At 64.7% G+C, this 26838-nt stretch carries 25 protein-coding genes, 2 tRNA genes and 2 pseudogenes; 14 read left to right on the top strand and 15 right to left on the bottom strand.

Annotated elements, in window-relative coordinates:
* Positions 1-15 precede the first annotated feature (15 nt).
* Positions 16-1902, top strand: coding sequence for a protein-disulfide reductase DsbD (gene dsbD, locus H0W40_RS01235; protein ID WP_292442229.1), 1887 nt, complete (start codon positions 16-18; stop codon positions 1900-1902).
* Positions 1903-1980: 78 nt separating this feature from the next.
* On the opposite strand, the gene H0W40_RS01230 is transcribed toward dsbD, so the two are convergent.
* The 4 genes and pseudogenes from H0W40_RS01230 to H0W40_RS01215 all read right to left on the bottom strand — a co-directional run.
* Entirely contained in the window at positions 1981-2478 is a 498-nt protein-coding gene (locus tag H0W40_RS01230; protein WP_292442228.1) for a MarR family winged helix-turn-helix transcriptional regulator, read from the bottom strand.
* A 58-nt stretch (positions 2479-2536) separates the two neighbouring features.
* Entirely contained in the window at positions 2537-3073 is a 537-nt protein-coding gene (locus H0W40_RS01225) for a TlpA disulfide reductase family protein (protein WP_292442227.1), read from the bottom strand.
* Between the two features lie 89 nt (positions 3074-3162).
* Positions 3163-3636: a cytochrome c gene (locus H0W40_RS01220; RefSeq protein ID WP_292442225.1), complete on the bottom strand. Its 474-nt coding sequence runs from the start codon at positions 3634-3636 to the stop codon at positions 3163-3165.
* Between the two features lie 178 nt (positions 3637-3814).
* A pseudogene (locus H0W40_RS01215) lies at positions 3815-3958 on the bottom strand (IS3 family transposase); the annotation flags it as partial.
* Between the two features lie 312 nt (positions 3959-4270).
* Here H0W40_RS01215 and H0W40_RS01210 point away from each other — a divergent pair.
* The 3 genes from H0W40_RS01210 (at position 4271) to H0W40_RS01200 (ending at position 5505) form a co-directional block, all read left to right on the top strand.
* Positions 4271-4335, top strand: a tRNA-OTHER gene (locus H0W40_RS01210).
* Between the two features lie 617 nt (positions 4336-4952).
* Positions 4953-5153, top strand: a complete 201-nt coding sequence (locus tag H0W40_RS01205) for a hypothetical protein (protein WP_292442224.1) — start codon at positions 4953-4955, stop codon at positions 5151-5153.
* Positions 5154-5190: 37 nt separating this feature from the next.
* Positions 5191-5505, top strand: coding sequence for a hypothetical protein (locus H0W40_RS01200; protein ID WP_292442222.1), 315 nt, complete (start codon positions 5191-5193; stop codon positions 5503-5505).
* 36 nt (positions 5506-5541) lie between these two features.
* Here H0W40_RS01200 and H0W40_RS01195 read toward each other — a convergent pair whose 3' ends face one another.
* A complete protein-coding gene (locus H0W40_RS01195) occupies positions 5542-6138 on the bottom strand; it encodes an ABATE domain-containing protein (RefSeq protein WP_292442221.1) in 597 nt (198 codons plus the stop codon).
* Positions 6139-6288: 150 nt separating this feature from the next.
* On the opposite strand from H0W40_RS01195, the gene H0W40_RS01190 reads away from it, so the two are divergent.
* A complete protein-coding gene (locus H0W40_RS01190; protein ID WP_367153714.1) occupies positions 6289-7353 on the top strand; it encodes an alpha/beta fold hydrolase in 1065 nt (354 codons plus the stop codon).
* A gap of 83 nt (positions 7354-7436) precedes the next feature.
* Here H0W40_RS01190 and H0W40_RS01185 read toward each other — a convergent pair.
* Both H0W40_RS01185 and H0W40_RS01180 read right to left on the bottom strand, forming a co-directional pair.
* Positions 7437-8922: pseudogene (locus H0W40_RS01185) on the bottom strand (sensor histidine kinase).
* Positions 8919-9656 (bottom strand): response regulator transcription factor, encoded by a 738-nt coding sequence (locus tag H0W40_RS01180; RefSeq protein ID WP_292442262.1) that lies wholly within the window; start codon positions 9654-9656, stop codon positions 8919-8921. The pseudogene H0W40_RS01185 and the gene H0W40_RS01180 overlap by 4 nt, the downstream one beginning before the upstream one ends.
* 133 nt (positions 9657-9789) lie before the next feature.
* Here H0W40_RS01180 and H0W40_RS01175 point away from each other — a divergent pair, with 133 nt between their 5' ends.
* The 5 genes from H0W40_RS01175 to H0W40_RS01150 all read left to right on the top strand — a co-directional run bounded on the left by H0W40_RS01175 (position 9790) and on the right by H0W40_RS01150 (position 15776).
* Positions 9790-10884, top strand: coding sequence for a beta-propeller fold lactonase family protein (locus H0W40_RS01175; RefSeq protein ID WP_292442219.1), 1095 nt, complete (start codon positions 9790-9792; stop codon positions 10882-10884).
* Positions 10885-11442: 558 nt separating this feature from the next.
* The gene (locus H0W40_RS01165; protein WP_292442216.1) at positions 11443-12366 is read left to right on the top strand and encodes a 2-dehydropantoate 2-reductase; all 924 of its coding nucleotides are present in this window, start codon (positions 11443-11445) and stop codon (positions 12364-12366) included.
* Positions 12363-13457: an enolase C-terminal domain-like protein gene (locus H0W40_RS01160; RefSeq protein ID WP_292442214.1), complete on the top strand. Its 1095-nt coding sequence runs from the start codon at positions 12363-12365 to the stop codon at positions 13455-13457. The genes H0W40_RS01165 and H0W40_RS01160 overlap by 4 nt, the downstream gene beginning before the upstream one ends.
* Positions 13458-13621: 164 nt before the next feature.
* The gene (locus tag H0W40_RS01155; protein WP_292442212.1) at positions 13622-14293 is read left to right on the top strand and encodes a heavy metal response regulator transcription factor; all 672 of its coding nucleotides are present in this window, start codon (positions 13622-13624) and stop codon (positions 14291-14293) included.
* Positions 14294-14366: 73 nt separating this feature from the next.
* Complete coding sequence (locus tag H0W40_RS01150) at positions 14367-15776, top strand: heavy metal sensor histidine kinase (RefSeq protein WP_292442210.1); 1410 nt, start codon at positions 14367-14369, stop codon at positions 15774-15776.
* 135 nt (positions 15777-15911) lie between these two features.
* Here the strand turns inward: H0W40_RS01150 and H0W40_RS01145 are convergent, their stop codons facing one another.
* Positions 15912-16379 carry a hypothetical protein gene (locus H0W40_RS01145; protein WP_292442209.1) on the bottom strand — a complete coding sequence of 156 codons (468 nt, stop codon included), beginning with the start codon at positions 16377-16379 and terminating at the stop codon, positions 15912-15914.
* Between H0W40_RS01145 and H0W40_RS01140 the strand changes: the two genes are divergently transcribed.
* Complete coding sequence (locus tag H0W40_RS01140) at positions 16378-16620, top strand: hypothetical protein (RefSeq protein ID WP_292442207.1); 243 nt, start codon at positions 16378-16380, stop codon at positions 16618-16620. The two genes, H0W40_RS01145 and H0W40_RS01140, sit on opposite strands and share 2 nt — an antisense overlap.
* 284 nt (positions 16621-16904) lie before the next feature.
* Here the strand turns inward: H0W40_RS01140 and H0W40_RS01135 are convergent, their stop codons facing one another.
* The 3 genes from H0W40_RS01135 to H0W40_RS01125 form a co-directional block, all read right to left on the bottom strand.
* Positions 16905-17597, bottom strand: a complete 693-nt coding sequence (locus H0W40_RS01135; protein WP_292442206.1) for a haloacid dehalogenase type II — start codon at positions 17595-17597, stop codon at positions 16905-16907.
* A 218-nt stretch (positions 17598-17815) separates the two neighbouring features.
* Positions 17816-19177 carry a cation acetate symporter gene (locus H0W40_RS01130; protein ID WP_292442204.1) on the bottom strand — a complete coding sequence of 454 codons (1362 nt, stop codon included), beginning with the start codon at positions 19175-19177 and terminating at the stop codon, positions 17816-17818.
* Positions 19174-19557 (bottom strand): DUF485 domain-containing protein, encoded by a 384-nt coding sequence (locus H0W40_RS01125; protein ID WP_292442201.1) that lies wholly within the window; start codon positions 19555-19557, stop codon positions 19174-19176. Before H0W40_RS01125 ends, H0W40_RS01130 begins: the two co-directional genes overlap by 4 nt.
* A 332-nt stretch (positions 19558-19889) precedes the next feature.
* Between H0W40_RS01125 and H0W40_RS01120 the strand changes: the two genes are divergently transcribed.
* Positions 19890-21557, top strand: coding sequence for a sigma 54-interacting transcriptional regulator (locus H0W40_RS01120; RefSeq protein ID WP_292442200.1), 1668 nt, complete (start codon positions 19890-19892; stop codon positions 21555-21557).
* A 590-nt stretch (positions 21558-22147) separates the two neighbouring features.
* Here H0W40_RS01120 and H0W40_RS01115 read toward each other — a convergent pair.
* Both H0W40_RS01115 and H0W40_RS01110 read right to left on the bottom strand, forming a co-directional pair.
* On the bottom strand, positions 22148-22612 hold the full coding sequence (locus H0W40_RS01115) for an SPOR domain-containing protein (protein WP_292442198.1): 465 nt from the start codon (positions 22610-22612) through the stop codon (positions 22148-22150).
* Between the two features lie 324 nt (positions 22613-22936).
* On the bottom strand, positions 22937-23212 hold the full coding sequence (locus tag H0W40_RS01110) for a hypothetical protein (RefSeq protein ID WP_292442197.1): 276 nt from the start codon (positions 23210-23212) through the stop codon (positions 22937-22939).
* Between the two features lie 74 nt (positions 23213-23286).
* Here H0W40_RS01110 and H0W40_RS01105 point away from each other — a divergent pair, with 74 nt between their 5' ends.
* Positions 23287-23619: a hypothetical protein gene (locus tag H0W40_RS01105; protein WP_292442195.1), complete on the top strand. Its 333-nt coding sequence runs from the start codon at positions 23287-23289 to the stop codon at positions 23617-23619.
* Between the two features lie 274 nt (positions 23620-23893).
* Here the strand turns inward: H0W40_RS01105 and H0W40_RS01100 are convergent.
* Positions 23894-23969 (bottom strand) — tRNA-Ala (locus tag H0W40_RS01100).
* A 42-nt stretch (positions 23970-24011) separates the two neighbouring features.
* On the bottom strand, positions 24012-24881 hold the full coding sequence (locus tag H0W40_RS01095) for an NAD(P)-dependent oxidoreductase (RefSeq protein ID WP_292442193.1): 870 nt from the start codon (positions 24879-24881) through the stop codon (positions 24012-24014).
* 162 nt (positions 24882-25043) lie between these two features.
* Between H0W40_RS01095 and H0W40_RS01090 the strand changes: the two genes are divergently transcribed.
* Positions 25044-26813: an HDOD domain-containing protein gene (locus tag H0W40_RS01090; RefSeq protein ID WP_292442191.1), complete on the top strand. Its 1770-nt coding sequence runs from the start codon at positions 25044-25046 to the stop codon at positions 26811-26813.
* The last annotated feature ends 25 nt before the right edge of the window (positions 26814-26838 follow it).

Genomic DNA, 26838 nt, shown 5'->3' with positions numbered 1-26838 from the left:
TCTCGTGATGCTGCCATGACCACCTTGCTGCGACTGACTGTCTTTCTCCTCGGGTTGCTGCAAGGTCTGGCCGCCGTGCCGGCTGCGGCGGCGCAAGATTTCCTGCCCCCCGAGCAGGCGTTCCGCTTCGAGGCGCGCGTGCTCGACGAGCGCAGCGTCGAGATCGCGTTCGACGTCGCCGACGGCTACTACATGTACCGCGAGCAGTTCGCATTCGCCGCCGAAGACGTGGACGTGCGGCTCGGCACATCACGCATTCCGGCCGGCACGGTCAAGTTCGACGAAACCTTCGACAAGGACGTCGAGACGCACCGGGGGCGGGTGGTGATCCGCGTGCCGGTCGAGGCCGCGCCCGCCGCATTCACGCTTACGGTGACGAGCCAGGGCTGCGCCGACGCAGGGCTGTGCTATCCGCCGCAACAGAGCCAGGCGCTCGTCCAGCTGGCCGGCTTCGGCGGCGACGGCAGCGTCAGGGTGCAGGAGGCCGAAGGCAGCACTGCCACGGCGGCCCCGGCCACCGCCGCAGCACCTGAGAACGTACCGGATGCCGCACCGACGGCAGCACAGGCCGAAGCGCCTGGTCAAGGCGGTGGCATCGAAGCTGCCCTGCGCGGCGGACGACCTTGGGTGGTGGCGGGCGTCTTCTTCATTGCCGGGCTGCTGCTGTCCTTGACCCCCTGCGTGCTGCCGATGCTGCCGATCCTCTCGTCCATCATCGTCGGCCAGTCCGCGGGGGCCCCGAGCTCACGCTCGCGCGGCTTCGGCCTGGCCGTGAGTTACTCACTCGGCATGGCGCTGGTCTATACCGCGTTCGGCGTGGCCGCCGGCTTGGCAGGAGAGGGCCTCGCCGCCGCGCTGCAGAACCCCTGGACATTGGGCGGCTTCGCACTGCTGCTGACGGTGCTTGCGATGTCGATGTTCGGCTTCTACGAGTTGCAACTGCCGGCTGCGCTGCGCGACCGGCTCGACGCCAGCGCCAGCCGCTTCCGGGGCGGACGATGGGCGGGAGTGTTCGCGATGGGCGGCGTGTCGGCACTGATCGTCAGCCCTTGCGTGGCCGCGCCGCTGGCCGGCGCGCTGGTCTACATCAGCCAGACCCGCGATGTCGTGCTCGGCGGCAGCGCGCTGTTCTCGCTGGCCATCGGCATGAGCGTGCCGCTGCTGCTGCTCGGCGCGTCGGCCGGCGCGCTGCTGCCGCGTGCCGGGGCATGGATGGAGTCGGTCAAGCGCTTCTTCGGCGTGCTGCTCCTGGGCGTGGCCTGGTGGATCCTGAGCCCCGTGTTGCCGGCACCTCTCACGGTCGCGGGCTGGGGGCTGCTGCTGTTGCTGGTGGCCAGCCAGTGCGGCGCCTTCGAACGCCTGAACGATGCCGCTGGCCCCGGGGTGCGACTATGCAAGGCGTTTGGCGTGGCGTTGGTCGTGCTCGGTTCGGCTCAGCTCGTGGGGGCCGCTGCCGGCGCCACCGATGCCTTGCAACCCCTCTTGCGTTTCGTGCAACGGGCCCCCGACGCGAACGGCCTGTCTGCACTTTCAAGCACGGAAGGCGCGCCGCGTTTCCAGCGCGTGCTGGACATTGCCGAACTCGACGCCGTGGTGCGCGGCGCCGGGCGGCCGGTGATGCTTGACTTCTACGCCGACTGGTGCGTGAGCTGTAAGGAGATGGAACACCTCACGTTCAGCGACCCGCGCGTGAAGGCGAGGCTCGACCAGCTGCTGCTGTTGCAGGCCGACGTGACACGCAATTCGCCGGCCGATCGTGCGCTGCTGAAACGCTTTGGCCTGTTCGGCCCTCCGGGCATCCTGTTCTTCGACGTCCAGGGCCGCGAATTGGCGTCGCAGCGCGTCATCGGCTACCAGAACGCAGAGCGCTTTCTGCGCAGTTTGGACGGCGCCGGCTTGTGAGCTTGGGGCGGGTCGTCGCGGGCGACCTGCGCCACTGTCGGTCCGCCATCGCAGCGTCTGTTCGACGCCTGCCGCGGCTCACGCGCAAAGCGGCAGTTCCGCCCTTTCCTCGGTCATCTCGTGCACCAGGCGGTGCAACTGGGCCCGCAGCGCCACGAATTCGTCGGGGCCGAGGTGCGTCTGGCAGGCCACCCGTTCCTGAATCAGGGCGGCCCGTGCACGCATCGCGTGTCCGACGCCGGTGAGCTCGATGCGCAGATTGCGCTGATCGGCGGGATGCCGGCTGCGATGGACGAGCCCGGCCGCCGCGAGCCGCTTGACCAGAGGCGTGATGGTGCTGGAGTCGAGGTCGAGCCGCTCGGCAAGGCTCTTGACCGTCTGGTCACCATGCTCCCAGAGCACCAGCATCGCGAGGTATTGGGGATAGGTCAAGCCGAGCTTGGCCAAAGGCGCCCGGTAGGCGCGTGTGATGACGTTCGTGGCAGCGTAAAGCGCGAAACAGAGCTGATCGTCCAATCGAAGCGAGGCGCTCGATGCGAGCTGAACAGCGTCCGTCGAGCGGCGGGCGGTTTTCATGCGGGAATTGTCGCAGTTGATCTTGGAGAAGGGCAACGGTGGGCGCAGCGGCCGCGGCTCATCTGAGTGCAGCGGCGGCCAGGGCTTGCGCTGTGGCGGGCTCGAACTCGCCGAGCCTGGACGCCGCGGCGAGGCCCTCGCGATCGATGGCTACGGCGAACGGCATCTCCTCGCGCAGGTTTCCCATCCGCTTGGACAGCGCGATCGCGGCCGGCCCTCCCGCGAACACCGGGTAATCGATGCCGGCTTCGCGGGCAAAACGCTCGATCCGGTCGACCTGGTCGATGCCGAAGCCCACCACCACGAGCCCGCGGTCGCGGTACTGATCCTGCAGCGCCTGCACGGCCTTCAGCTCCTCTCGGCACTTGGCGCACCAGCTGGCCCAGAAGTAGGCAACCACGGGCTTGCCGCGCAAAGTCTGCAGCGGTACCACCGAGCTGCCGATCTGCTTGAAGGACGCCGCAAAGAACGCGTCGCCCTTGGCCGCGAGGTAACCCAGCGGCGGCGCTGCTTGCGGCCGCTCGAGCGGCGGGCCGAACACAACCCAAGTTGCCACGGCGGCCAGCGCCGCCAGCAGGATCGTCAATGCCTTCATCGATCACTCCGGTCGGGTCAGGGTACTTGCGACGGATCGCATGCGAGGGGTGACAATCGCCGTCCCGCGGGGCGCTGGATCAGACGTGTTCAATGCGCCCCGTCGCTGGTGGCCTGCTCCTGCCACGCGCGGTAGTCGAACGACCAGCTGCTCTTTATGAACGACATCACGGCCACGATCTCCTGCGGACTCAGTGTCTGCCCGAAGGCCGGCATGTTGCCCTCGTAGTCGGGCGGTCGATCGACACCTGCCACGATGCCTCGCTCAACCACGCGGATCAGGTAACGATCACCGTGGTGCCAGGTGTGGCCCGATTCGTCGTGAGGTGGCGCGGGCAGGCGGCCATCCGGGCCGAGCCGGCGCCAGCCAGCCTGGCCTTCGAGCTCCGCACCATGGCACGCGGCGCAGTGGCTTGCGTAAACGGCCCGTCCCCACGTCACGAGTCTCGGGCTGTCGGCATCGATGCGGTCGGCGGTCGGCGGACCGAACAGGGCATACGCCAGCAACCAGGCAAGGTAGGCGCCAAGCGCCGCACAGAGGTAGCCATAGTGTTTCTTGCCCAAAGAAGCTCCAGTGCAGCTAACCGACTGTGACGAACCCGACCCGCCGATCGTGACTCGGTGATCGGACGAAGGCATGGCAACGCGCAAAGCGAGTTAAAACTCATGGGAGGTGACCGGTCAATTTTGGCAGCACTTCAAACCGTGACCTTGCTCCCGGAGTCCGTATCCCATGGCCGAGTCATGAATTGGCTTGCATGGCCTGAGCCGCAAGCCAGTCTTGCTCGAACCGCATCGGGCTGACGTAGGCGAGCATCAAATGCAGTCGCGATAGGTTGTACCAGAGCAGCCAAGCAGTGGTTTCGTCCTTGGCCTGGCGGCGGGTCTTCGGGCGTACCGCGCCAACAGCTCGTACATGCGCTGCCGGTACTCCCGGGTGATCTGGCCGATGCACCACATCAGCCCGCCGCCCGGGCTTGGGATCGTTTTTGAGCATGCGCCGACACGCCAAGGTGGATCACCTCGATGCCCTGAAGATCCGGCAAAGAAAAAGGCCTTGCGGGGCAAGGCCTTGGAAGAACTTTGGTGGGAGGAGGAGGATCGAAAACGCCTGGGTAGGCAATGCGGAGCCTGAGTTTCTGCCGTTTCACAAAGTGTGGTTCCTGCAAAAGTTCCTGCATGAAAGATCGTGTGGACCGGGCGCGTGATGAGTACACCTTGACATGGTGGGGGTCGTTGGTTTGAGTCCAATCGCGCCTACCAATAATTTCATTCGGATCAAGGACTTGGCGGAGACGCCAAGTCCTTTTCTCTTGTGGGTACCAAAAAAGTACCAAAAAGGCTTCCTCTGATTCGAGCGTCATCGCAAGACCGTCTCCACGCCTAGCCGGCACGGGAATACAGAGTCAAAAGCCGCCGTGGGGTGGGGAGGAAGGTCTGGGCGACTCTTAGTCCATAGGTCGAGTGTTCGAGTCATTCAGGCCCACCAGAGAATGCAACGGCTAGCAGGTGAGCACCTGCAAGCCGTTTCGCTTTTCGACTGAGTTGGTCGCCATACAAGTCGCCATGGGTCGGCCGTTGCAGGACTCAAATACCGACGCGTCGGCCAGGTTGTCCAGCGCTGCGCCGATTAGTGCCTGTCGACTCGGGCCCACAAGCCGACGCCGCCGCCCACGACGCTCTGGCCGAGGCGCTACGCTGGTGGAGATCAGCATCGTTGTGGTTCGACTTTCCTGTTCTCGCAACTTGCCGCGCTATCGGCCGGTCGCTGCAGAGAAGCCGCCGGCAACCCGTTTCTCGCAACTGCTGCAGCACCAGCGGCTGCACTTATGGAAGGAGGCCCATCTGATGGATAAGAACCGCAAGCACCGGGAACGCGCGTGCGCATCGCCATCGGCGTGCTCGGTCTGCTGGCGCTGTTCGCGATCGCCGGCCTCCTGGTCGTCTATACCGGCGCCTACAACGTTGCGGCTAGGCAGCAACACACCTCCCTCAGGCGCTGGGCCTTCGACACCACGATGCACCGCTCGGTCGAGCGACGTGCACCAAAAGTCGCGGCGCCGGGGAGGTTTCGAAACTAGCTTCTTCGTCGACAGGTTCAGCTTCGAGCCGCCCGCCATGCAGACGGGCACGGTGACGGCGGAGTTCTTCTCCACCGAGCCCGACCTCGATCTGATCTTCGGCTTCCTCGAAGGCGAGGGCTACTTCTTCACCGGCTCGCCGGGCGCTCAGACAGCTTCGGTCACGCTACCTGGCCAGCGTGCGGGCAACGACGCCCGTCGAAGTGGTGAAGTTGCTCAGCGTCTGCCTGACCATGTTCGGCACGCTGCGCAACACGCCCAGGCCGGTCGTGGCCAACGGATCCTTGAAGACATAGACCGATTGCACGACGGTGGAACCGACGTCGCTCGAACGAGATATCCGGTTCAGTGAAGTTGAGCGGCCGTCACCTTGACGATCGAGACGCGACTATCCTGCCGCCCGCTGTCTGCCTCGAAACGCTGCCACCTTGGCGCGGTTCCCGCATGCTGCGGCGCTGCAGAACAAACGCCGATGCGCTTTGGTGCGGTCTAGGAACCATAGGGTACAGCCATGCCCCGCGCAATCTTTGATGAGCGAAGGATCTTCGGTCGTCACCAGTGCGGCGATTTGAGATGCGATCAGGGCGAGCACGGCTTCGGGCGTCTCGAGTCGGGCGCGCTCGACGAGGCGCAGTCCCTCATCCACCACCACCACTTGGCGAGTGCGCATCTCATACGCGAGGAGGCGGTTAAGAAAGCGAAGATCCTCCGCCTTGTCTTCGGCGGAGGCCATCCGCCAACGCGCAAGCCACGCACGTGCCCACTCTCGGACCACCCGGGCTTCCCGGGCCGCACTATCGAGCGCCTTGACGCCGAAGCGGCGCTTCACGTCCAAGGTTTCCTGTTCGCTAAGCAGCTTCGCGCCACGGAGCCAGTCGACAAGCAACCCGCCATTCCCGATCAGTTCTATCGGTCTGCCCTGAGGGGCTAGGGCCGTGTTGAGGAAGTCGAGGGCCGGGTGACCAGCAAGGAAAAGTGGCGACATGCTTGAGAGTGCCGGGGCTGCGACGAGATCAGCAAGATTGTAACTTTCGTCATTCTTGTTGACACGTTAGCTTGCCTGAAGTAACTTATATAAACGCTATTTATAAGTTACATAGCGCCACGAACCTGAACGCCCACAGAGAAAAATTCCATGAAACCAGCCTTTCGCAACACCGTCCCCCTGTCCATGCTAGCTGCGGCTTGTGCGCTCCTCGCGTCGTTCTCACAACCGCTCCAGGCGCAAGCATCGAAGCTGGAACGAGGAGGGCTTGTAGCGACGCCCCTGCCGGGAGCGAAAGCGATGTCGAATGCGAAGGGCGAAGCAAGGACCGGCGCCGCGGCGGACCATCTGGTCGTCCGGCATCGCACACTGGAGGTGAACGGGGTAGACCTCTTTTATCGCGAGGCCGGCCGGCGCGATGCGCCGGTGGTGGTGCTTCTGCATGGTTTTCCGGCGTCGTCGCACATGTATCGCAATCTCATCCCCGAGCTTGCCGATCGTTACCGCGTCATCGCCCCCGACTACCCAGCCTTCGGCCAAAGCGCCGCGCCTGACCGTAAGAGTTTCGCCTATGGGTTCGCCATATACGCGGAACTGATCGACGGATTGCTCACGCGACTTGGCGCGGAGCGTTATGCGCTGTACGTCATGGACTACGGTGCGCCGGTCGGGTTCAGGTTGGCGCTCCGTCAGCCGGACCGTGTGACTGCCCTTGTCGTTCAGAACGGCAACGCGTATTCGGAAGGGCTGCGCGAGTTCTGGGACCCCATCAAGGCCTACTGGCGCGAAGGCACCCAACAGCGCCGCGACGCCCTGCGCGCAGGGACCACTCTCAACGCCACGAAGTACCAGTACATCGACGGGGTGAAGGACCCCTCTCGCATTGATCCAGCCAGCTGGGTGCACGACCAAGCCTTGCTGGACCGACCCGGCAACGTCGAGATCCAGCTCGACCTGTTCAAGGACTACGGCAGCAACGTCGCGCTCTACCCGCAATTTCAAGCCTTCTTCCGCGAGTACCGTCCGCCGACGCTGATCGTCTGGGGCAAGAACGACAAGATCTTTCCCGTCGATGGCGCGTATCCGTATCTGCGCGATCTGCCGGAAGCCGAGCTTCATCTCCTTGACACCGGGCACTTCGCACTGGAGGACAAGGGCGACGAAATCGCGGCCCTGATGCGCGACTTTTTGGCTCGAAAGCTGCCTCGTCCTTGATGAAAGGCTACCCGGACGCGATTGGGCGTTCGGCTATCCGACGTCGCTTCCGGGCCGGTGGGCAATCCTGCTCGGCGAACGCGCTAACCGCAGCTGGCCGCCAGAGCGAAGCTGAAGACCGCGCCGCAACCCGGCCGATCTAGCAGTTCTATGTCGCTGCCGTGCAGCTGCAGGATACGGCGAACGATCATGAGGCCGAGCCCGCCCCCGTTCGACTGACCCGAGAGGGGCGAGCCGGTAGAGGCGCGCTTGAAGAGCGTGCGCCGCAGTTCGGGCGCAATACCTGGGCCGGTGTCGCTCACCTGTACCGTCACGCGCCCGTCGGTATGGCGCAGTTCGACGCGCACTTCGCCGCCAGAAGGCGTGTGGCGGACTGCGTTGTCCAGGAGGTTGGTAAGAACGCGTTCGATCATGCCGAGGTCGGCGTTAACCGCTGGCAGCAGCAGCGAGATGTCCGCATCGAGTTTCACTTGTCGCGACCCTGCTGTGAGCTCGAATTTCTGGAACACGTCCTGCGTCAACTCGCCCAAAGAGAAAACTCTCGAGGGCGGGCTTGACGGCGCCGTGCTCGAGTCGCGCCAACTCGAACAACTCCTGCGCAAGACGGCCGACCTTTCGGCTCTGGGCCAACGCGGTTTCGAGATAGCGGCGCCGCTCGGCCTCGCCGAGCAACGCAGATTTCAGCGTCAACGTTTCGAGGTATCCATGCAGCGACATCAGCGGCGTGCGCAAGTCATGCGAGATATTGGCTACCAGCTCACGGCGCTGCCGGTCCTGGTCGACCAGCGCGCGCCATTGTGCGGCGATGCGCTGCGCCATCTGCACGAAGGCCTGATGCAGCAGTGCGATCTCGTCGCGCTGCGCCCCTTCGGGGGGAGCGAGCAGCGCCTCGTCGGCCACGGCGAAGCCGTCTCGCTCGAGCCGTCGCACCTCGGCGGTCAGAGCACGAAGCCGGCGCGTGATCCACGCGAAGGCGGCGAGCCCGGCAAGCAGCACCAATACCGCCACGATGGCCATCGACGCCAGGGTAGCGCGGGTCACTGCACTGGACGGAGCCGCCGCGGCCAGCACATCGTGCGCCTCACCCATCAGCACCACGTAGACGTAGCCCGCATCGCGACCCTCGGCGCTCAGCGGCGCCGCGCTGAATACCTTGCGTACGCCGTCGTCGGCACGAGGATCGTCGCCTGCGATTGGCAGCGCCTCACCAGCAAGGAAGCGGTGGATCGGCTGAAGATCGACCGCATCGAGCTTCAGGTGCCCTGGCGGTGCGGCCTGCGCCTCGATGCCTCCGTCCGGCGACAACAGATAAACCTCTGCGCCCGGGTTGACCACCATCAGCATCCCGAACAGTGCCCGAACGGCTTCGCGGTCGAAGCTGCCGTCCCGCTCCACCAGCGCGGTGTGGCCGGCGATGTGCGCGGCAAGGTCGCGCGACAGCCGTTGAACGACCTCTTGCTCATGCAGCCGGCTGGCGCTGAGCTGCAGCCACGCGGTGGCCGCCCAGCAAACGAGTAACAGGGCAGCGAAGGCCAACGCGAGTCGCTGCCACAGCGTCAGTCGGCTCATCTTGCCGTCCCACCACCGCGGTTGCTTTCGAGTGGCGCAAACTTGTAGCCATGCCCCCAAACGGTGAGGATTCGTCGCGGCACCGTGGGATCGGGCTCTATCTTCGCCCGCAGTCGATTGATGTGGGTGTTGACGGTGTGCTCGTAGCCGTCGTGCCGGTAACCCCAAACCTGGTTGAGCAAGTCCAGCCGCGAGAACACATGGCCTGGGCGGCGCGCAAAGAAGTACAACAGCTCGAACTCGCGCGGCGTCAGATCGAACCGGTGCCCGTCGATCGCGGCCTCTCGTGTCAGTGGGTCGATGCGCAGTCCACCGGTCTCTATTGCACCCCCCTCGATTCGACTTGCCTTGGCGAGCGCGTCGACACGGCGCAGCAGTGCGCGCACTCGCGCGGTGAGCTCCAGCACCGAGAAAGGTTTCGCAAGGTAGTCGTCAGCGCCGATTTCCAATCCGAGAATGCGGTGCACCTCGCTGGAACGCGCGCTGATGATGACGATGGGCGTGTAGGACGCCATCGCGCGCGCGCGTCTGCAGATTTCAAGGCCGTCGATGCCTGGCAGCATCAGGTCGAGGATCAGCGCGTCCCAGCTGCCGCCGCGCTCGAGCAGCGCCAGTCCGCTGTGTCCGTCGGCCGCGTGCTCCACCGCGTAGCCCTCGTCGGCGAGGTGCAGCCGCAGTATCTCGGCAATTCCGAGGTCGTCTTCCACCAGCAGCACGCGTTTACGTGCATCCATCGTTGCTCTCCCGCTGCTCAAGGCATTTTGCAGCGCGCACGGGCCCGAAATGTTCACATTAAGTTGAACTCTGCGTGAGGACGTTGTGTCCGGGCCTGAACAACACTGGCGGCCCGTTCCCAAGGAGACCTGCATGAAACCTACCCGCCGCGACGCTTTCAAGCTGCTTGGCCTGCCACTCGCGTTGACCGCATTCCACCACCGTCAGGGCATGGCTGCGGACGCACTGCATGCCGACAAGGTGTTCACGATCAGCAACTCGACTGCGGGCAACGAGCTGGTCGTGTTCGCGCCCGACGGCAACGGGGGGCTCGCGCGGAGAACCTCGGCGTCGAGCGACGGCGCTGGCAGCGGCGGCGGGCTCGGCTCGCAAGGCGCGGTGAGCCTGAGCGGCAGCGGCCGCTATGTGTTCGTCGTGAACGCCGGTAGCAACACCTTGGCGACTTTCCTCGTCAGTGGACTCGAATTGCGGTTGGCGTCGGTGGTCGACTCTGGCGGCACCCGGCCGATAAGCGTGGCCGAGCGCGAAGGCATCGTCGTGGTGCTCAACGACCAGGGTGAAGGCAATATCGTCGCCTTTCGCAACGACAGGGGTCAGCTGACGCAGCTCGGTAGTCGGCCGCTCTCAGCCTCCAGCGGCACGGCAGCGGCGCAGGTGTCGTTCAGCGCCGATGGCGACACGCTGATCGTGACCGAAAAGGGCACCCACCGGCTCGTCACCTACCGCGTGGGCGCCGACGGCAGTCTCGGCGCACCGCTGATCAGCCGATCGGCGGGCTTGGTGCCGTTCGGTTTTGGATTCGACCGCCGCAACCGTCTGTTCGTCTCGGAGGCCGGCGCCGGCACGGCATCCTCGTACCGGCTCAACGGCCCGGTCCCTCAGCTGTTGAGCGGGCCGGTCGCGACGACGCAGACCGCGCCATGCTGGGTCGCCGTGACGCCGAACGGCCGCTACTTCTACACGGCCAACACCGGCAGCCGCAGCATCAGCAGCTTCCGTATCGCACGGGACGGCACGATCTCGCTGATCGCTGCACAGGCAGGCAGCGTCGGTGACGGCTCGACGCCCGTGGACGCAGCGATCTCGGCTGGCGGGCAACGATTGTTCGTCCTCGATCGCGGCAACGCACGCGTCGTCGTGTTCGACATCGACCCCGACGGCGCCCTCACCGCCGCCGGGAGCGGCAGCGGGTTGCCCCGCAGTGTCGTAGGGCTGGCGGCCAACTGAGCCCCTTGCCTGTCAGTCCGAGAGGCGACGCCGGTCCGTTTCGCGGTACGGCGCTGCTCACACCCACCGGCCCGCTCCAGCCGGGGGCCGAACTCCTGTCCCCTCAACCTAAAGGAAACCATCATGTCCATTCACTCACAAGGCGCCCGACTGGCTGCCGCCGCGGCTACCCTTGCGCTGTCCGCCGGTGCTTTTGCTGCCGCGAATCAGCCGGGCTCGAGCGGCCTAGCCGTCGCTGCCAGCGACAAGGTGCACTGCTATGGCGTCAACGAGTGCAAGGGCCAGAACGACTGCAAGACGGCTCAAAGCGCTTGTAAAGGCAACAGCGCCTGCAAAGGGCAGGGCTTCAAGGGTACGACGGCGAAATCTTGCCTCGAACAGGGCGGCACGATCGCCGATCTCTTGGCGAGGAAATGAATGGCGCGGCTCGGGATATGACCGCCGTGAAAGCGCGGGAGTCCTTCCCGGGCCTCGCATCGTGCTTGCGCCAAGAGAAACGTCGGCTCGCGACTCGCCGACCATGTGCAGTTCTTGACAACGACCATTCAAGGAGAGTTTGTGCGTGTGACCATCATGGGAACCGGCGGCGTAGGCGGCTACTTCGGCGCACGCCTAGCGAACGCCGGGTGCGACGTGACCTTCGTAGCCCGCGGAGCGCAACTTGCAGCGCTACGCGAACGCGGCTTGCGAATCGAAAGCCCGCTTGGAGGTCTCCATCTGCCCAAGGTCCGAGCCACCGACGAGCCGGCGGGGATTGGGGAGACCGATCTCGTGCTGTTCGGCGTGAAACTGTGGGACACCGCCTTCGCCGCCGAGTCTATCAAGCCGCTGGTGGGCGAGCAGACCGCCGTGGTGTCATTCCAGAACGGCGTCGTCAAGGACGACATCCTTCGAGCGGCACTGGGTGCCTCGCAGGTCCTCGGTGGCGTCTGCTATATCGCGGCCACGCTGGCTGAGCCGGGGGTGATCAGGCACTCGGGCAACATGCAAAAGCTGGTGTTTGGGGAATACGACGGCAAGACCAGTGCGCGAGTCACGCGCTTTCGCGACGCGTGCGCCGCCGCGGGCATCGAGCATGAGTTGAGCGGCTGCATTCGGCAGACGATTTGGGAGAAGTTCGTTTTTCTGGTCGGTCTTTCAGGCGCCACCGCGACCACGCGGATGTCGATCGGCGCCATCCGCGGCAACCAGCGGGCGCGTGCCTTCCTGCGCGACATCATGGACGAAGCGGTACAGGTTGCCCGGGCGGAGGGCGTCGCGCTGCCGGTCGACTATGCGAGCGATCGTTTGGCGTTCTGCGATCAGCTTCCAACGTCCATGACGTCCTCGATGCACAACGACCTCGAGCGCGGCAGCCGCCTCGAAGTGCCTTGGCTGAGCGGCGACGTGGTGTCGCGCGGTGAACGTCTGGGAATTGCAACCCCGTGCAACCGGGCCGTCCTCGACATCTTGTCGGTGCATGTTGAAGGGCGCCCGGGATGAACGCTCAGCGCCTCACTGTCCGGTCCATCGACGGGACTTTGGTGATGGTGCCGAAGCGGCGCGCGCTGGGTACCAGTGCGATGCGCATCGAGACCGCAGCGCTGCTGCTGATCGACCTGCAAACCGAAGAAGGCATCGTCGGGCACGCCTATCTTTTCTGCTATCTGCAGTCGGTGGGTGTTGCCGCAATTGCGCTGCTGCGCGATGCCGCCGCGGTGCTCACCGGCGCGTCGGCTGCACCAGCGGAAGTGCGGCGAGTACTCGAGTCGCGTTTCCGCCTGGTGGGAGCCCGTGGCGTCGTCTTGATGGTGATGGCGGGCATTGACGTCGCCTGTTGGGATGCGCTTGCCATCGCTGCCGGACTGCCACTGGCTTCGCTGCTGGGTGCGCCACTCGGGCCGGTGCCGGCTTACAACAGCAACGGTCTCGGGCTGCAGGAGTCGTCAGCGGCGGCGGTAGAAGCTCTGGCACTGGTTGATGAGGGATTCCGAGCCATCAAGATGCGCCTCGGGCGGCCTCATGCCAAGGACGACCTGGCCGCGGTGCGGGCTGTGCTTGCCGCAGTACCGGCGGACGTCGGCGTGATGGCCGACTTCAACCAGGCGCTGAGCCCGGCCGTGGCGCGCGATCGTTGCCGTCAACTCGACGACGAAGGGCTGGTGCGGATCGAAGAGCCGGTGCGCCACGACGACTACGTCACGTGCGCCGAACTCGCCGCGCTTCTGCGCACGCCGGTCCAGATTGGTGAGAATTTCGCTGGGCCGCGTGCAATGACGCAGGCCTTGTCACAACGAGCGTGCGATTTCGTGATGCCGGACCTCGAGCGCATCGGCGGCGTTAGCGGTTGGATCGCTGCAGCAGCGTTGGCCGACGCCGCCAATGTGGAGCTTTCGTCGCATCTCTTTACGGAAGTCAGTGTGCACCTTCTTGCCGCGAGCCCGACTGCTCACTGGCTCGAGTACGTGGACTGGGCCAACCCGATCCTTCAGGAACCGCTGAGCGTAGTCGACGGGTGCGTCTCTCCACCCGACCGGCCGGGCAACGGCATGAGTTGGGACAGGGACGCGGTCAATCGCCTCAAGCTCATCTAGATCGCCGGATCGTCGCTCTTCGACAGCTAGGCGCCAGCGGCTTCGCACTTAATCGGCGAAGTCAACCCCGGCAGGTAGCGCATAACCCACTCATCTCGGGATGACCGAGTGCAAGGAATTCGACCCGTCGCACGACATGCCTCTTACAACACTCGGAGCGTGCGATGCGTTTGCTGATCGTGGAGGATGAGCGTAGGTTGGCCGATTACCTGTGCAAGGGATTGCGCGAGAACGGCCACGTGGTCGATGTCGCCCACGACGGCATCGACGGTCGCCATCTGGCCCTGGAGGGCAGCTACGACTTGCTGGTGCTTGACGTGATGCTGCCTGGCATCGACGGCTTTGGCGTCCTCGACGCAGTACGCAAGGTCAAGGACACGCCCGTGCTGATGCTGACGGCCCGCGACAAGGTCGAGGACCGAGTCCGCGGGTTACAGGGAGGCGCGGACGATTACCTCATCAAGCCCTTCTCATTCTCTGAGCTGCTTGCTCGCGTGCAGGCCTTGTTGCGCCGCGGCCGCGCGCAAGAAGCCACCGTTCTGCAACTCGGTGAGCTGGCCCTAGACCTAGTGCGCCGCAAGGCGCTACGCGGCGAGCAGCGCTTGGACTTGACCGCCAAGGAGTTCGCTCTGCTCACGCTGCTGCTGCAACGCCAAGGTCAGGTACTTTCGCGCACGCTGCTGGCAGAGCAGGTCTGGGACATGAACTTCGACAGCGACACCAATGTTGTCGAAGTCGCCGTGCGCCGGCTGCGCGGCAAGCTCGACGATCCTTTTGCTGCAAAGTTGCTGCACACCGTACGCGGAATGGGTTATGTGCTCGAGCAGAGGGCATGATCGTCGCGCACTGCCGTCGCGAAGCATGCGCGCTTGCACTTTCCAAGCGGCCACGATGCGCTAGGGCGCGCCGGTGAGTACATCGCTTAGCTGCGCGCAGCTTTGGCGCAACGCGCGCCTCAATCCGGCCCGATCGATTGTCGCCCGGCTCACCATGTCCTTGGCGCTTATTGCGGTGGCAGTGTTCTCAGCACTCGGCGCATTGCTGTACTGGACGCTGGAGCGCGAGTTGATGCGGGTCGAGTTCGACGAGGTGCAAAGCAAGATAATCCTGGTGCAGAGCATGCTCGTCGAGCAGGGGCAATCGGGCATCGACGATGAATTCCGGCGAAAGCTGGACGACGTGCTGATGGGCCACGGCAATTTGCTCGTATGGATCCATGCCCGCGATGGCACGCGGCTTTTCGGCAATGCGCAAGACCCATTGGCACTCGACGTGGGCGAGGCGCCTTCCACGTTCACTCTGCCGGACGGTACCGTGACAAGCGGCTGCCGCGTCAGCATCAAGGAGCCCGGGTCGAGTGAGGGCGCCCAGGTCACCGTCGCAATGGCGGCAAGCATGCGTAATGACGTCCTGCGCATGTACGGCACGACTGTCGCCTGGCTTTGCGCGCTCGGCACCTTGGCCACCGCTGCCCTGGCGGCGTGGGCCACCCGGCGCGGTTTCCGACCGGTCCGCCGCCTCGCCGAGCATGCTGGACGTATTGGCCCGCACTCGCCTTCTGTGCGCCTGCCGCTCGATGACGAAGACGACGAGCTGCAGGCTTTGACGGTTTCTTTCAACGATGCGCTCGACCGGTTGCAGGAGGCCTATTCACGCCTGGAGTCTTTCAATGCCGATGTGGCGCACGAACTGCGCACGCCGCTCGCCGCACTGATCAGCGGGGTCGAGGTGACGCTTGCGGCCCCGCGCTCCCAAACAGAGATCGAACAGCTGCTTGCGGCCAACCTGGAGTTGCTGCAGCGCATGCGCGTCATCGTCAACGACATGCTGTTCCTGGCGCGCGCGGACGTTGGTGAACAGGCCACGGGGTGCGAATGGGTCTCGCTGGCTGGCGAGGCTGCCAAGGTGATCGAGTACTACGACGGGTTGATTGCCGACAGCAGGGCCAAGGTGGTGTGCGAAGGTGATGCGAGTGTCCGCTGCAATGCCGGTCTGGTTCGACGGGCTTTGTCCAATCTGCTGTCGAACGCGCTCAAGTACTCAAGCGGGCCACACCCGCACGTGGTTGCCATCCGGGTCATGCATACCCATCGTGGCGCGCGGGTGAGCGTGCGCAATGTCGGTGACACCATCCCGCGGCAAGACCTGGCGCGCATCTTCGATCGCTTCTACCGTGCCGAGCCCTCGCGCGCTCCCCGCGCCGACAGTAACGGCCTCGGCCTGGCCATCGTGCGGGCCATTGCCCTCATGCACCGTGGTACTGTGGATGCCAGCTCGAACGGGGGCATCACGGTGGTGAGCTTCGAGCTGGCGAAGTAAGTGATCGATGGGTCAGCTGCGGGTGTCAGAAGTACCGCGAGCACTTGGGCCGTTCTCACGAGCAAAAAGCCCGATGCGCACTGCGACACCGGGCCTGGTTCTGGAGTGCCGGCTTGGGGCCGGCGATCTCTGCCGTTACTGGACCTCGCGCTCCATGCTGGCTTGTGCCCGGGTTTCGCTGGCGGTGGTTGCGGCCGGCTGAACTGCATAGACGAAGTAGCCGCCGTCGCCGACCATCTTCCAGCCGTCGGCCGTGATGGGGTCCTTGCGGAATGCGGCCAGTTCGGCCCGTACTTCGGCGCGAGTCTTGCCAATGGTGCCCGCCAGCGGCCCGACGTAGACGGAGTAGCCGCCGCCGTCGCCGACGTTCTTCCAGCCGTCGGCCGTGATGGGGTTCTCGCGGAAAGCGGCCAGTTTGGCCTGCACTTCGGCGCGAGTCTTGCCAATGGAGCCGGCCGGCGGCCCGACATAGACGGAGTAGCCGCCGGCGTCGCCGAGATTCGTCCAACCGTCGTGCGAGACGTTCGAATCAGCATGAGCCAGCAAGGGCAGGGTGGCGACAGCGGCGGCGATCAGCTTGAGGGTGAGGTGGCGGGTGTTCATGACGGGCTCCGGTGGTGTGAGTTTGCTTGCGGTCACCGACAGATGTGTGGCGGCCTGGGTTCAATGTAGGCAGCGCACCCCGACGCTGTACGGACAAGCAAATGACGAATTCGTTATCTGTGACGACGAGCCAATCGACCAGCGCACGAACTCGGGCAACGGCGGGCCGTTACAAGACGGCGCCTGTGATCCTTCCTACGTGAACGGCGAGGCAGAAGACAAGCTTTGTCCTGCCTACTGACCGATCTCCTGATGCTGGATGCGGCCGACGATATACGCGTCAAAGACAGATCTCCCTGGGAGACGTGCTCGACGCGAAACTATGCTGGCGCAGGAAAGGGATGCCGCCGGCTTTGCCCGCCACACATGAGGGGCTGGTGCCGCTAGACAAGGCCATCAAGGATTGCGCCGAGTGGAATTTGCCTTATCCGGCTCAGCCCGCGCGACCGTTGAAGAAGGTGGAAACCGACGCCGCGCGTCCCCTTCGCGGCTATGCGCTCGGTTGCCTCCGCGGGGCCAGGTTGATCAAGACTGACTCGTCTGCAGATCGTTCAGGTGGCGAGCCAGCGTATCGATACCGTCGACTACTAGATCGGGCTGCTGCCCGAGCTCCTCGAAGCAATTCGAGGCCCGGTTGACCCAGCACACTGGATAGCCGTAGTGTCGAGCTCCAGCGGCGTCCCACGCGTTCGAAGAGACAAAGAGAATCTGCGCTCGCGCCAGCCGCAACGTGCGTTCGGCCAACTGGTAGACGCTCGGATGCGGCTTGAAGACGCGCACATCGTCGACACTGATTAGGTGGGCAAACTCGGCCTCGAGACCGGAGCTACTCACTACCTCGTGGATAGAGCGACGCGACCCGTTCGACAGTATGGCCAGTGGCAGCCCACTTGTTCGCATACGACGCAGCGCAGCGGGCACCTCGGGAAAGGGCGCAAGCTGCAAGTACTCATTGCACAGGAGTTGCTGCGTCGACGCTTCCAGCTCTAATTTAAGATAACGGCAGGTGTAGACAAGTGCGTCCTCAGTCGCTTTCTCGAAATCACAATAGTCGTTCATCAAGCTCCTCAACCAGGTGTATTCGATCTGCTTCTGCCGCCACATTGCGCTGATCTCCCGCCCTCGACCGGGGTAGCAGGTCTCGCAGCGGGCGGCCACGGAGTGGACGTCATAGAGGGTGCCGTACAGGTCGAACACCAAAGCCTTGATCTCGTTCATCGATCGCTCACTTAAGCGTTGAGTTGTTGAAGTCGGTTGCTGGCGTGGCGGTCATGCACCGACGCCTCGTCCGGTTTGCGCGTGAAAGAAAACTTCGCTGAAGCGGGCCTCGTTTGCCGCGTCTCGACCGCCGAGCCATGTCCCTAGCAAAGCTCCTAGGAACCCCAAGGGCATGCTCAACAGCGTTGGATTGAGGAGCGGGAATATCGCGTCGGCCTTCATGAACGCCGGTCCGATGAAGGCGAGTACCAGCGAAGACACCAGACCGACCGACACGCCCCCGATAACTCCGGCAGTGTTGAACCGGCGCCAGAACAGCGACAGCACGATGATCGGAAGTTCGCGGATGCGGCGATGGCAATCGCCAGGATTACCAGTACGCCAACGTTGAAGCCCTGCGCCAAGAGACCGAAACCGACCGCCAGTGCTCCGACCGCTAGGGTCGACATCCTGGCGATGCGCACCTGCTGTTTCTCCGTGACCTCGCCGCGTCGAATCACATTGACGTACAGGTCGTGCGCCATCGCCCCGGAGGTCGCAAGCGTGAGTCCCGCTACGACAGCTAGGATCGTCGCGAAGGCCACTGCGCAGACTACAGCAAGGAAGAACTGTCCACCGAGTGTGCCGGCGCCACCGCCCAGATACTGTGCAAGCAGGGGCAACGCGAGGTTGCCGCCCTTGTCCGCCGCCTTGATCGCGTCCTGTCCAACGAAGCTTGCTGCAGCGAAGCCGATCAGCGTGGTGACAAGAAAGAAACTGCCGGCCAGGAACATCAGCCAGAGAACGGAATTGCGGGCGGTACGGGCATCAGGTACGGTAAAGAAGCGGGTCATGATGTGGGGCAGACCGGCTGTGCCAAGCATGAAGGACAGCGCCAGCGAAAGGGGGTCCAACGGGTGCTTCAGGTAGTTGCCGGGGAGCAGCATCGCTGCACTATAGTTCGACTCGACCGTGGCGAACAAGGTCAATGGATTGAAGCCGACTTCGGCGAGCAGCAGCAAGACCAGTACGAGCGCGGTGCTTAGCAGCAGCACCGCCTTGATGATTTGCACCCATGTGGTTGCGATCATGCCGCCGAACAGCACGTAGACCATCATGCCGATGCCGACCAGCACCACGGCCCATTCATACGGTATCCCAAGCATCAGCTTCATCAGCCCGCCGGCGCCTGCCATTTGCGGGATCATGTAAGCGAGGTTTACGACGATGGTGCCGATCACCGCCGCAAGGCGTGCATGACGGCTTTGCATCCGGTAGGCGATTACATCGCCGAGCGTGTAGCGACCGGTATTGCGCATAGGCTCTGCGATCAGCAGCAGGATGACCAGGAAAGCCGCTAGCGCAGCGACGGCATACAGCGATCCGTCCATGCCATACAACGCTATCAGCCCGGAAAAGCCGAGGAAGGCCGCGGCGCTCATCCAGTCACCAGCTAAGGCAAAACCATTCTGTCGGGCCGTCAGAGCGCCGCCTGCCGCGTAGAACTCGCTGGTGGTGTGCGTGCGTTTAGCGGCCCAGTATGTGATGAAAAGCGTTAGCGCGAGAATCACGGCGAAGATCAGCAAGGTCAACGCTTTCATGACGGCCTCCGTACCGCCAATTCCCCGATCGCCGCAGCAGCTTGTGCATCAAAGCGCGCATTGGCTGCTCGGACATAGATGATTGCGACGCTCCAGCACATGACGTAGGTAAATAGCACCAGCAGATAGCCGACGTTGAATGAACCGAATACCTTGACTGCCAGAAGTCCTTTGCCATAGCCGGCGAGCAGCGTTATCGCGATGACGAAGCTGAAGCTGGAAAGCAGCAGCGGCGTGATCAGGCGGCGCTTCGTGTCAAGCAGTTGAACGAACGTGGCCGAAGTAACGGCGTCGTCCCAACAGCGGCTTTCGTTGGCCACTGGCTGAAGGTCTGACGGCCGTGTCGGCACAACGGCAGGGTGTGGCAGGGCTGCGCTCATGCAGATCTCCTAGTGAGGTTCCCGCGTCTTCGCGCGGCAACCCTTCGACGCAAGGCACGTGCCGCGGCACTAGTGGTTTCCGCTAGGGCCCGGTGCACCGCTTCGACCGTGGTGGCCGGGTCCAAGCGCCCTTCCACTTGAGCAATGCAGCATCGCAACGATGAGCGGCAGGAAGTTGAACCGTATGTAAGGCCTGACGAGTCTCAGGCGACTCAGGCAGTGCAGAGGTATCGTCTGTCGGCAACAGATGCTTCGATGCATCGATGAATCACTGGGATAGCTCTGCGTGCGGTTCAACTCCGAGGACGGTCGCAGTGGATATACCAGCCCTAGTGCAAACCCTTGATCGCCTTCCGATCGGCCTCGTCTGGGTTCGTGCGCAGCGCGTGACTTGGTTGAGTCGCCGCGTTCGTGAAAGCGTGGCCGCCGACATAGCCGTCTTCGCTGCGCTGTGCTCACAGCGTCCCGACCTGGCCGCGTTGACCTTCAGTGGGATCGTTCCGCCCCTGGGTCGCATTTCGCTTGGCGACGCCGTCTATTTCCCTGCAGTGCAGACCCACGGCGATGAGCGCTTGATCCTGCTTCTGACGAGTGAGTTGGCCGAAGCGGCCCTGCCGGAGCTTGCGCAGGCTCGGCAATCCTGTCTTGACTTCGAGGAAATCTACCGAAACTCATTCGACGGAATTTTCGTCGCCGACGGCGAAGGCATGACCTTGCTTGTTAACGAAGGCTGTGAGCGAAATTACGGCCTCAAAGCCGAGAAATTGATCGGTCGGCATGTGTCCGAATTCGAGAAGAAGGGATGGATACGACCGGTGATCGCCTGCAAGGTCGCGCAGGCGCGGCAGCGCATCACCGCTACACAGCAGACCCACGAGGGTAAGACCATCATGGTTACCGGGATCCCGCTGTTCGACGACGCCGGCAAGGTACGCAAGGTAATCATCAACTCCCGCGACACGACCGAACTGGTGCAGCTTCAGGAGGACTTGCAGCGTGCTCGCGAGAACATACGCCGCTTCGATGGCGAAATCAAGGCGCTCCGGATGCAGATGCTAGACATCGCTGGCGTCGTGTTGCAGAGCTCGGCTATGCAACGCATCGCAGAGCTCGCCGTACGCGTCGCCAGGGTCGATACGACCGTCCTGATCACTGGCGACTCCGGGGTCGGTAAGGAAGTGATTACACGACTGATCCATAACGAAAGTCCGCGCGCCAAGGGTCCATTCATCAAGATTAATTGCGGTGCCCTGCCGAGGGAACTGCTCGAAACCGAGCTGTTCGGCTACGACGCAGGCGCTTACACGGGAGCGCATCGGCAAGGCAAGCTTGGATTGGTGGAGCTTGCAGATCAAGGCACATTGTTCCTCGACGAGATCGGTGAAATGCCACTGGATTTGCAGGTCAAGCTGCTGCAGGTCCTGCAGGACCGAAAGTTGACGCGTGTAGGCGGCACGAAGAGCATTGCCATCAACGTGCGCATCGTCGCCGCGACAAACCGCGACCTGAAGGAAATGGTGGCCCAGCGCGGCTTCCGCAGCGATCTGTACTACCGGCTCAATGTTGTGCCGATCCACGTTCCGCCTCTCGCAGACAGGCGCGAGGACATCATTCCAATGGCCCGGCACTTCCTTAGCGAGATCAGCCGGCAGTATGGACTCGAGCGGCAGCTGTCCGAGCGGGCTCTAGCGCGGTTGCACGACCATGCTTGGCCGGGCAACGTGCGAGAGCTGAAAAATGTGGTCGAGCGACTTGTCGTCACCAGTCCGGAAACACTTATCGGAGCCGAGCAAGTCGATGCAGTGCTGCCGGGCGAAGCGTTCGCCGAAGTTGGTGCGGGCGCATTCCAGCATCGCGTCGAGCAGTTCGAGCGTCGGCTTGTGGAAGAAGCGTTGCGCCGCCACGGCAGCACTCGAGGTGCCGCGAAAGCACTCGGCGTGAGCCAGTCGACCGTCGTGCGTAAATCGGGGACCGCGTGCAGATTGAGCTCGTCCGGATAGAGCCGGGTCCAGTCAACCACCAGATGAACAGTACCCGCCAGCCGATGGAGGACTCCAGCTGACGAGCGCTCATCGTCTATCGCGGAAAGCATTGCCCGCTCTGCAAGACGTATCTCAACGCGCTCAACGAGATGCGCGTGACGAGATGCACCAGTTCCACCTGTACACCTCGGAGCCGCGTATGCCGCAGTAGACTGATCGTCCCTTTGCGGGAGCCAGCGTTGTTCGTGATCAACCCGGAGGGCAAGACGCAGATCGTCGACATCTCCAAGCCTTGTTGCTGGCACGACACGGGCGCTGGCCGACTGGGCCGAGGCCGCAGTCGACGAGCTGGTGGCATAGAAGAGCTCACGCAGCGACGACGAGCAGCGCGAGCAGTCCGTGGTGAGTCGCTGCCATGCACGGCGGCATTGTTCACGCTGGTTGGATGGTGAGCTTCGAGCTGGCGAAGTGAGTGATCGATGGGTCAGCTGCGGGTGACAGAAGTACGGCGAGCAATCGGGGCCGCTCTCACGAGCAAAAAGCCCGATGCGCACTGCGACACCGGGCCTGGTTCTGGAGTGCCGGCTTGGGGCCGGCGATCTCTGCCGTTACTGGACCTCGCGCTCCATGCTGGCTTGTGCCCGGGTTTCACTTGCGGTTGCGCCCGGCTGAACTGCATAGACGAAGTAGCCGCCGTCGCCGACAATTTTCCAGCCATCGGCCGCGATGGGGTTCTTGCGGAAAGCGGCCAGTTCGGCCCGCACTTCGGCGCGAGTCTTGCCAAGAGTGCCGGCCGGCGGCCCGACGTAGACGGAGTAGCCGCCGCCGTCGCCGACGTTCTTCCAGCCATCGGCCGTGATGGGGTTCTCGCGGAAAGCGGCCAGTTCAGCCTGCACTTCGGCGCGAGTCTTGCCAATGGTGCCGGCCGGCGGCCCGACATAGACGGAGTAGCCGCCGGCGTCGCCGAGATTCGTCCAACCGTCGTGCGAGACGTTCGAATCAGCATGAGCCAGCAAGGGCAGGGTGGCGACAGCGGCGGCGATCAGCTTGAGGGTGAGGTGGCGGGTGTTCATGACGGGCTCCGGTAATGTGAGTTTGCTTGCGGTCACCGACAGATGTGTGGCGGCCTGGGTTCAATGTAGGCAGCGCACCCCGACGCTGTACGGACACGCAGATGACGAATTCGTTATCTGCGGTGACGAGAACCCCGCATTCGCACCAATCCCCTACTGCTAAACGACGCAAGAGAACGCTGGCGTTCTGGCAGCCAGCATGAAGTACGTAAGGAAAAGAGAGAACGCCGCCTCGTGCTGTCTGCGTGATCAGACGAATGACGCCCTTATTCAGGTGCAGGGTGTGTCGAATAGCCAATTCGTCCCGGCCGCGTGATACGCGGATCAAAGAGCGACTAAGGCCGTCAACTGCGCTGCGGTGAGCGAGCCTATGTGTGCCTCATAACCACCGGTATTGCGGTTCCTGTAAAGGATCAGCGGAACATGCCGGTAGCCGGTTTCCTTATAGAGATCGGTGTTGTCGGCCACTTTCTGTTTAGCTTCCGACGCGACGCCGACCGCGCCGATGCCCCCCGTGCGGTCGAGGATCGAAGTCTCGTGTTTGTCCAGGGAACCATGTCGACACCGCGCACGGTCGGCTCGCGCGCAAATCGAGGTCATGAACCGGCGTCGGAACAAGCCATGGGTTCCCCTCTCGCGCTGCACAATGCCACATCAGCCCACTCGCCAGGTCGATGAAGCGTTTTCTGCTGCTCCTTTTCATTTCGATGTTGCCCCTGCAGCCCGTCTGGGCAGCTATTGATCTGCATTGCCAGGCGACGGACGTTTCCGGCGCCATCCCTTGCACCGTGAACTATCACGCGACGCCGTCGAACGAAGGCAAGTCGGCACTCGAATCGGACGACGAAGGCACCTCGTCAAGCGACGGCGGCGACGATTGCACGCTGTGCCACATGGGCCATAGCGCCGCCGCTGATGCGCTTCGAGCGTCGTCGGCGAGCGCGGTCCCGAGTTGTTCGTACCGAAAACCACCGGCACCCTCGTTTCGCTCCAAGCCAGCGGGATGAATCAGCAGCGGCCGGTGAACGTGGCGAAAAACTTCACCATCAGCGGGCCGGTTTCGCGGGCGACGCAGGACCAGATTGCAGCTGCAGCGGGTCAGAGCCTCCAGCGAGCGCTGGCGAGGAACGGCTAGGACGCACCCAGCCGTTGCCGCCTGCGTCGGCCCGCTGCCCCGCCTAGGAGCGCGCCACGGAGACCAGAGCTGCTAGCCATGAGACAGGGTAAAAGTGTGGGTAGAAAACAGACACGGGCCGCGAAGGCCCGTGTTTCCTAGCATCTTGGTGGAGAGGAGGAGGATCGAACTCCCGACCTTCGCATTGCGAACGCGACGCTCTCCCAGCTGAGCTACCCCCCCGAAGAACGGGCGAAGTATAGCTGAGCGCCTGCCGGCAAGGGCTCAGGAGAGGCCATTGCGCCGGGCCAGTTCGAGCCACAGGCCGGAGTGGTCGGCGTCGCCCCAGCCGTGTTCGGCGGCGCTGGTGTAGAGCTGCTCGAAGAGCTCGGTGATCGGCGCCTGGAAGTCGAAGCCGGCTCCTGTGGCCAGCGCGTTGCGCAGGTCCTTGATCTGCACGGTGATGGCGGCGCGCTTGGCGAAATCGCGCTCGACCATGCGCTGGCCGTGCACTTCGAGGATGCGGCTGTCGGCGAAGCCGCCGCGCAGCGCCTCGCGTACCTTCGCCGGGTCGGCGCCGCCGCGCTCGGCCAGCAGCAGCGCCTCGGCCACTGCGCCGATGGTGATGCCAACGATCATCTGGTTGGCGAGCTTGGCTAGTTGCCCGGCGCCGTGCGGGCCCACGTGCGTGGCGCGGCCGAGCGGCGCGAACAGCGGCGCGGCGCGCTCGAAGTCGGCCGCCGAGCCGCCGGCCATGATGGCCAGCGTGCCGGCTTGCGCGCCCACCGTGCCGCCCGAGACCGGCGCATCGAGGTGAGCCGCGCCGCGCTCGACCAGCGCCGCGGCGTGGGTGCGGGCCTCGTCGGGTTCGATGGAGCTCATGTCCACGAGCAGCGCGCCGGGCGAGAGTGCGTCGGCGACGCCCTGCGCGAACAGCACGTCGTGCACCGCTTCGCCGTGTTCGAGCATGGTGACCACCGCTTCGGCGCCGCGCACCGCTTCGGCCGCGCTGGCGGCGACCCGTGCGCCATCGGCAAGCAGAGGCTCGGCCCGCGCGCGCGTGCGGTTCCACACGGTGAGTTCGAAACCGGCGGCGCACAGCCGGCGTGCCATCGGCAGGCCCATCAGGCCGGTGCCGAGCAGGGCGATCTTCATGTCGGGCGACTCCAGGTGAAAAGAGAGCGGGGCAGTATAGGAAGCGCCCGCCGCCGCTGCCGGAAGTGACCCGCCTTGCCGGCACAGTTCAGGCCTTCGCCGCTCCCCCGCTCGCGCTCAAATGGCGGCATCGAAACGCGCGCCTCGCCTCTTTCCCGGTCCATGCCTTCTTCTCCGCCCAACCCGCCTGACGCCGTGCCGGCCGGCCGGCCGCTGCCTGCCGGCATGCCGGGCCGCCGCCGCATCGGCCGCTACGCGCTTGTGCGCCTCCTCGCCAAGAGCAGCCGCGGCATGCTGTGGCTGGCGCAGGCCGCGGATGGCCGCGAGGCCTATGTCAGCCTGCCGCGCCAGCAGCCCGCCGATGCGGCGTCGCTGCGTGCCTGGCTGCAAGGCGCGCGCGATGCGGCGCGGCTCAGTCATCCGCAACTGGTGACGGTCGCCGAGATCGGCCTCGAAGAACGGTGGCCCTTCGTTGCTTCGCCGCGCGCGGCCGGTATCACCCTGGCCGAACACCTGGTCGCCGGCCCGCAACCGACGCCGGCCCAGTCGGCGCAGTGGCTGTGCGACGTGCTGCACGGGCTGGCGTTCGCGCACGAGGCAGGGCTCTCGCACGGCGACATCGGCGTGGCCAGCGTGCTGATCGACGCGCAGGGCCGCGCGCTGCTGATGAGCGCCGGCGCCGATGCGAACGCGACGGAATCCGCCCTAGCCGACGCGACCGCCCCCGCGCCCCCGGTGGGCAGCACCGGCGCCCTGCGCAGCCAGCGTGCCGCCCATGAGCGCGATCTGCTTGCCTGCGGACTGTTGCTGCACCGTCTGCTCGCCGGCCGACCCGCGCTCGACGAGGCCGACGCGGCCACGGCGGTGCAGCGTCTGGAACGCGAGATCGTGCGCCTGGGTTGGAGCACGCCGCAGCCGGTATCCGATGCGCTGCGCGCCATCTGCAACCGAGCCACGGCGAGCGAGCCGCGCTCGCGCTATCTCGGCGCGCGCAGTCTCGAGCGCGCACTGCAGGGCTGGATCGATGCGCAGGCCGGCAGTGAAGGCGTTCTCTCGCTTCTGCTCGACCGGCTCTCGAGCGTCGGCCACCTGCCGGCGCTGCCGGGGCTGCTCTCGCGCGTGTCGGAGATCGCTGCAATGGAGCAGCAGCGCATCGCCGAAATGACGGAGCTGATCGTGCAGGACCCGGCGCTGGCCTTCGAGCTGCTGCGCCAGGTCAACACCGCGCATCTTGCAGCCAGCTCGGGGCAGGGCTTCGGCACGGTGACCACCGTGCGACGTGCGGTGCAGCTTCTCGGCATTCAAGGCCTGCGCCGTGCAGCGGCCGGGCTGCGGGCCTGGCCCGGACCGCTCGGCGCCGCGCCTGCGCGGGCCTTGTCCGTGAGCCTGCGCGAAGCCCGAATGGCCGCGCATGTGGCGCGCGAGTTGTGCCCGGCCGACATGGACGGCGAGGCCGTCTTCCTGATCGCCCTGCTGCAGCACCTGGGCGGTTTGCTGTTGCGCTATCACTTCCCCGACGAAGCCGAGCAGATCGCCCGCCTCGTCGATCCGGGCGAGGGCGCTCGCGGCATGCCTGCTGCGGCCGCCGCCTGCGCCGTCATCGGCGTGGATCTCGACACCCTGGCGGTCGCGGTGGCGCGCCACTGGGGGCTCGACGAGCACGTCCTCGCATCGCTGCGACGCGCCTCGCTCGAGACGCCGGTGCGTGTGCCGGATGACCGCCGCGACATGGTGCGGCTGCTCGGCAGCGCCGCTGCGGAGGCGGTCGCCGCTGCAGCAGCGCCGCCGGCACAGGCCGCAACGGCATTGGCCCGCGTCACGCAGCGCTATGTGCGCGCGTTGGTGCTGGCCCCCGGAGAACTGAGCGATGCCTTGCACAAGGCGCGGCGCGCGGTCGGCGCCGAGTCGCAGGCCGCCGAGCGTTCATTTTGAAGTTTTCTTTCCCAGAGACCCGCCT

Source organism: Methylibium sp. (assembly GCF_013817345.1).
Taxonomy (GTDB): domain Bacteria; phylum Pseudomonadota; class Gammaproteobacteria; order Burkholderiales; family Burkholderiaceae_C; genus Methylibium.
Note: the sequence above shows the minus strand (reverse complement) of the source record. Positions and strands in the feature narration are given on the sequence as shown.

What these genes read in the sequence shown, in the direction of transcription:
- H0W40_RS01230 (WP_292442228.1), bottom strand. Translation starts at nt 2,478, where the DNA reads ATGAAAACCGCCCGCCGCTCGACGGACGCTGTTCAGCTCGCATCGAGC.
- H0W40_RS01090 (WP_292442191.1), top strand. Translation starts at nt 25,044, where the DNA reads ATGCCTTCTTCTCCGCCCAACCCGCCTGACGCCGTGCCGGCCGGCCGG.
- H0W40_RS01225 (WP_292442227.1), bottom strand. Translation starts at nt 3,073, where the DNA reads ATGAAGGCATTGACGATCCTGCTGGCGGCGCTGGCCGCCGTGGCAACT.
- H0W40_RS01160 (WP_292442214.1), top strand. Translation starts at nt 12,363, where the DNA reads ATGAACGCTCAGCGCCTCACTGTCCGGTCCATCGACGGGACTTTGGTG.
- H0W40_RS01105 (WP_292442195.1), top strand. Translation starts at nt 23,287, where the DNA reads ATGAAGCGTTTTCTGCTGCTCCTTTTCATTTCGATGTTGCCCCTGCAG.
- H0W40_RS01180 (WP_292442262.1), bottom strand. Translation starts at nt 9,656, where the DNA reads ATGGATGCACGTAAACGCGTGCTGCTGGTGGAAGACGACCTCGGAATT.
- H0W40_RS01200 (WP_292442222.1), top strand. Translation starts at nt 5,191, where the DNA reads ATGCAGACGGGCACGGTGACGGCGGAGTTCTTCTCCACCGAGCCCGAC.
- H0W40_RS01175 (WP_292442219.1), top strand. Translation starts at nt 9,790, where the DNA reads ATGAAACCTACCCGCCGCGACGCTTTCAAGCTGCTTGGCCTGCCACTC.
- H0W40_RS01125 (WP_292442201.1), bottom strand. Translation starts at nt 19,557, where the DNA reads ATGAGCGCAGCCCTGCCACACCCTGCCGTTGTGCCGACACGGCCGTCA.
- H0W40_RS01190 (WP_367153714.1), top strand. Translation starts at nt 6,289, where the DNA reads ATGAAACCAGCCTTTCGCAACACCGTCCCCCTGTCCATGCTAGCTGCG.
- H0W40_RS01130 (WP_292442204.1), bottom strand. Translation starts at nt 19,177, where the DNA reads ATGAAAGCGTTGACCTTGCTGATCTTCGCCGTGATTCTCGCGCTAACG.
- dsbD (WP_292442229.1), top strand. Translation starts at nt 16, where the DNA reads ATGACCACCTTGCTGCGACTGACTGTCTTTCTCCTCGGGTTGCTGCAA.
- H0W40_RS01135 (WP_292442206.1), bottom strand. Translation starts at nt 17,597, where the DNA reads ATGAACGAGATCAAGGCTTTGGTGTTCGACCTGTACGGCACCCTCTAT.
- H0W40_RS01155 (WP_292442212.1), top strand. Translation starts at nt 13,622, where the DNA reads ATGCGTTTGCTGATCGTGGAGGATGAGCGTAGGTTGGCCGATTACCTG.
- H0W40_RS01195 (WP_292442221.1), bottom strand. Translation starts at nt 6,138, where the DNA reads ATGTCGCCACTTTTCCTTGCTGGTCACCCGGCCCTCGACTTCCTCAAC.
- H0W40_RS01140 (WP_292442207.1), top strand. Translation starts at nt 16,378, where the DNA reads ATGACGGGCTCCGGTGGTGTGAGTTTGCTTGCGGTCACCGACAGATGT.
- H0W40_RS01115 (WP_292442198.1), bottom strand. Translation starts at nt 22,612, where the DNA reads ATGAACACCCGCCACCTCACCCTCAAGCTGATCGCCGCCGCTGTCGCC.
- H0W40_RS01110 (WP_292442197.1), bottom strand. Translation starts at nt 23,212, where the DNA reads ATGACCTCGATTTGCGCGCGAGCCGACCGTGCGCGGTGTCGACATGGT.
- H0W40_RS01095 (WP_292442193.1), bottom strand. Translation starts at nt 24,881, where the DNA reads ATGAAGATCGCCCTGCTCGGCACCGGCCTGATGGGCCTGCCGATGGCA.
- H0W40_RS01145 (WP_292442209.1), bottom strand. Translation starts at nt 16,379, where the DNA reads ATGAACACCCGCCACCTCACCCTCAAGCTGATCGCCGCCGCTGTCGCC.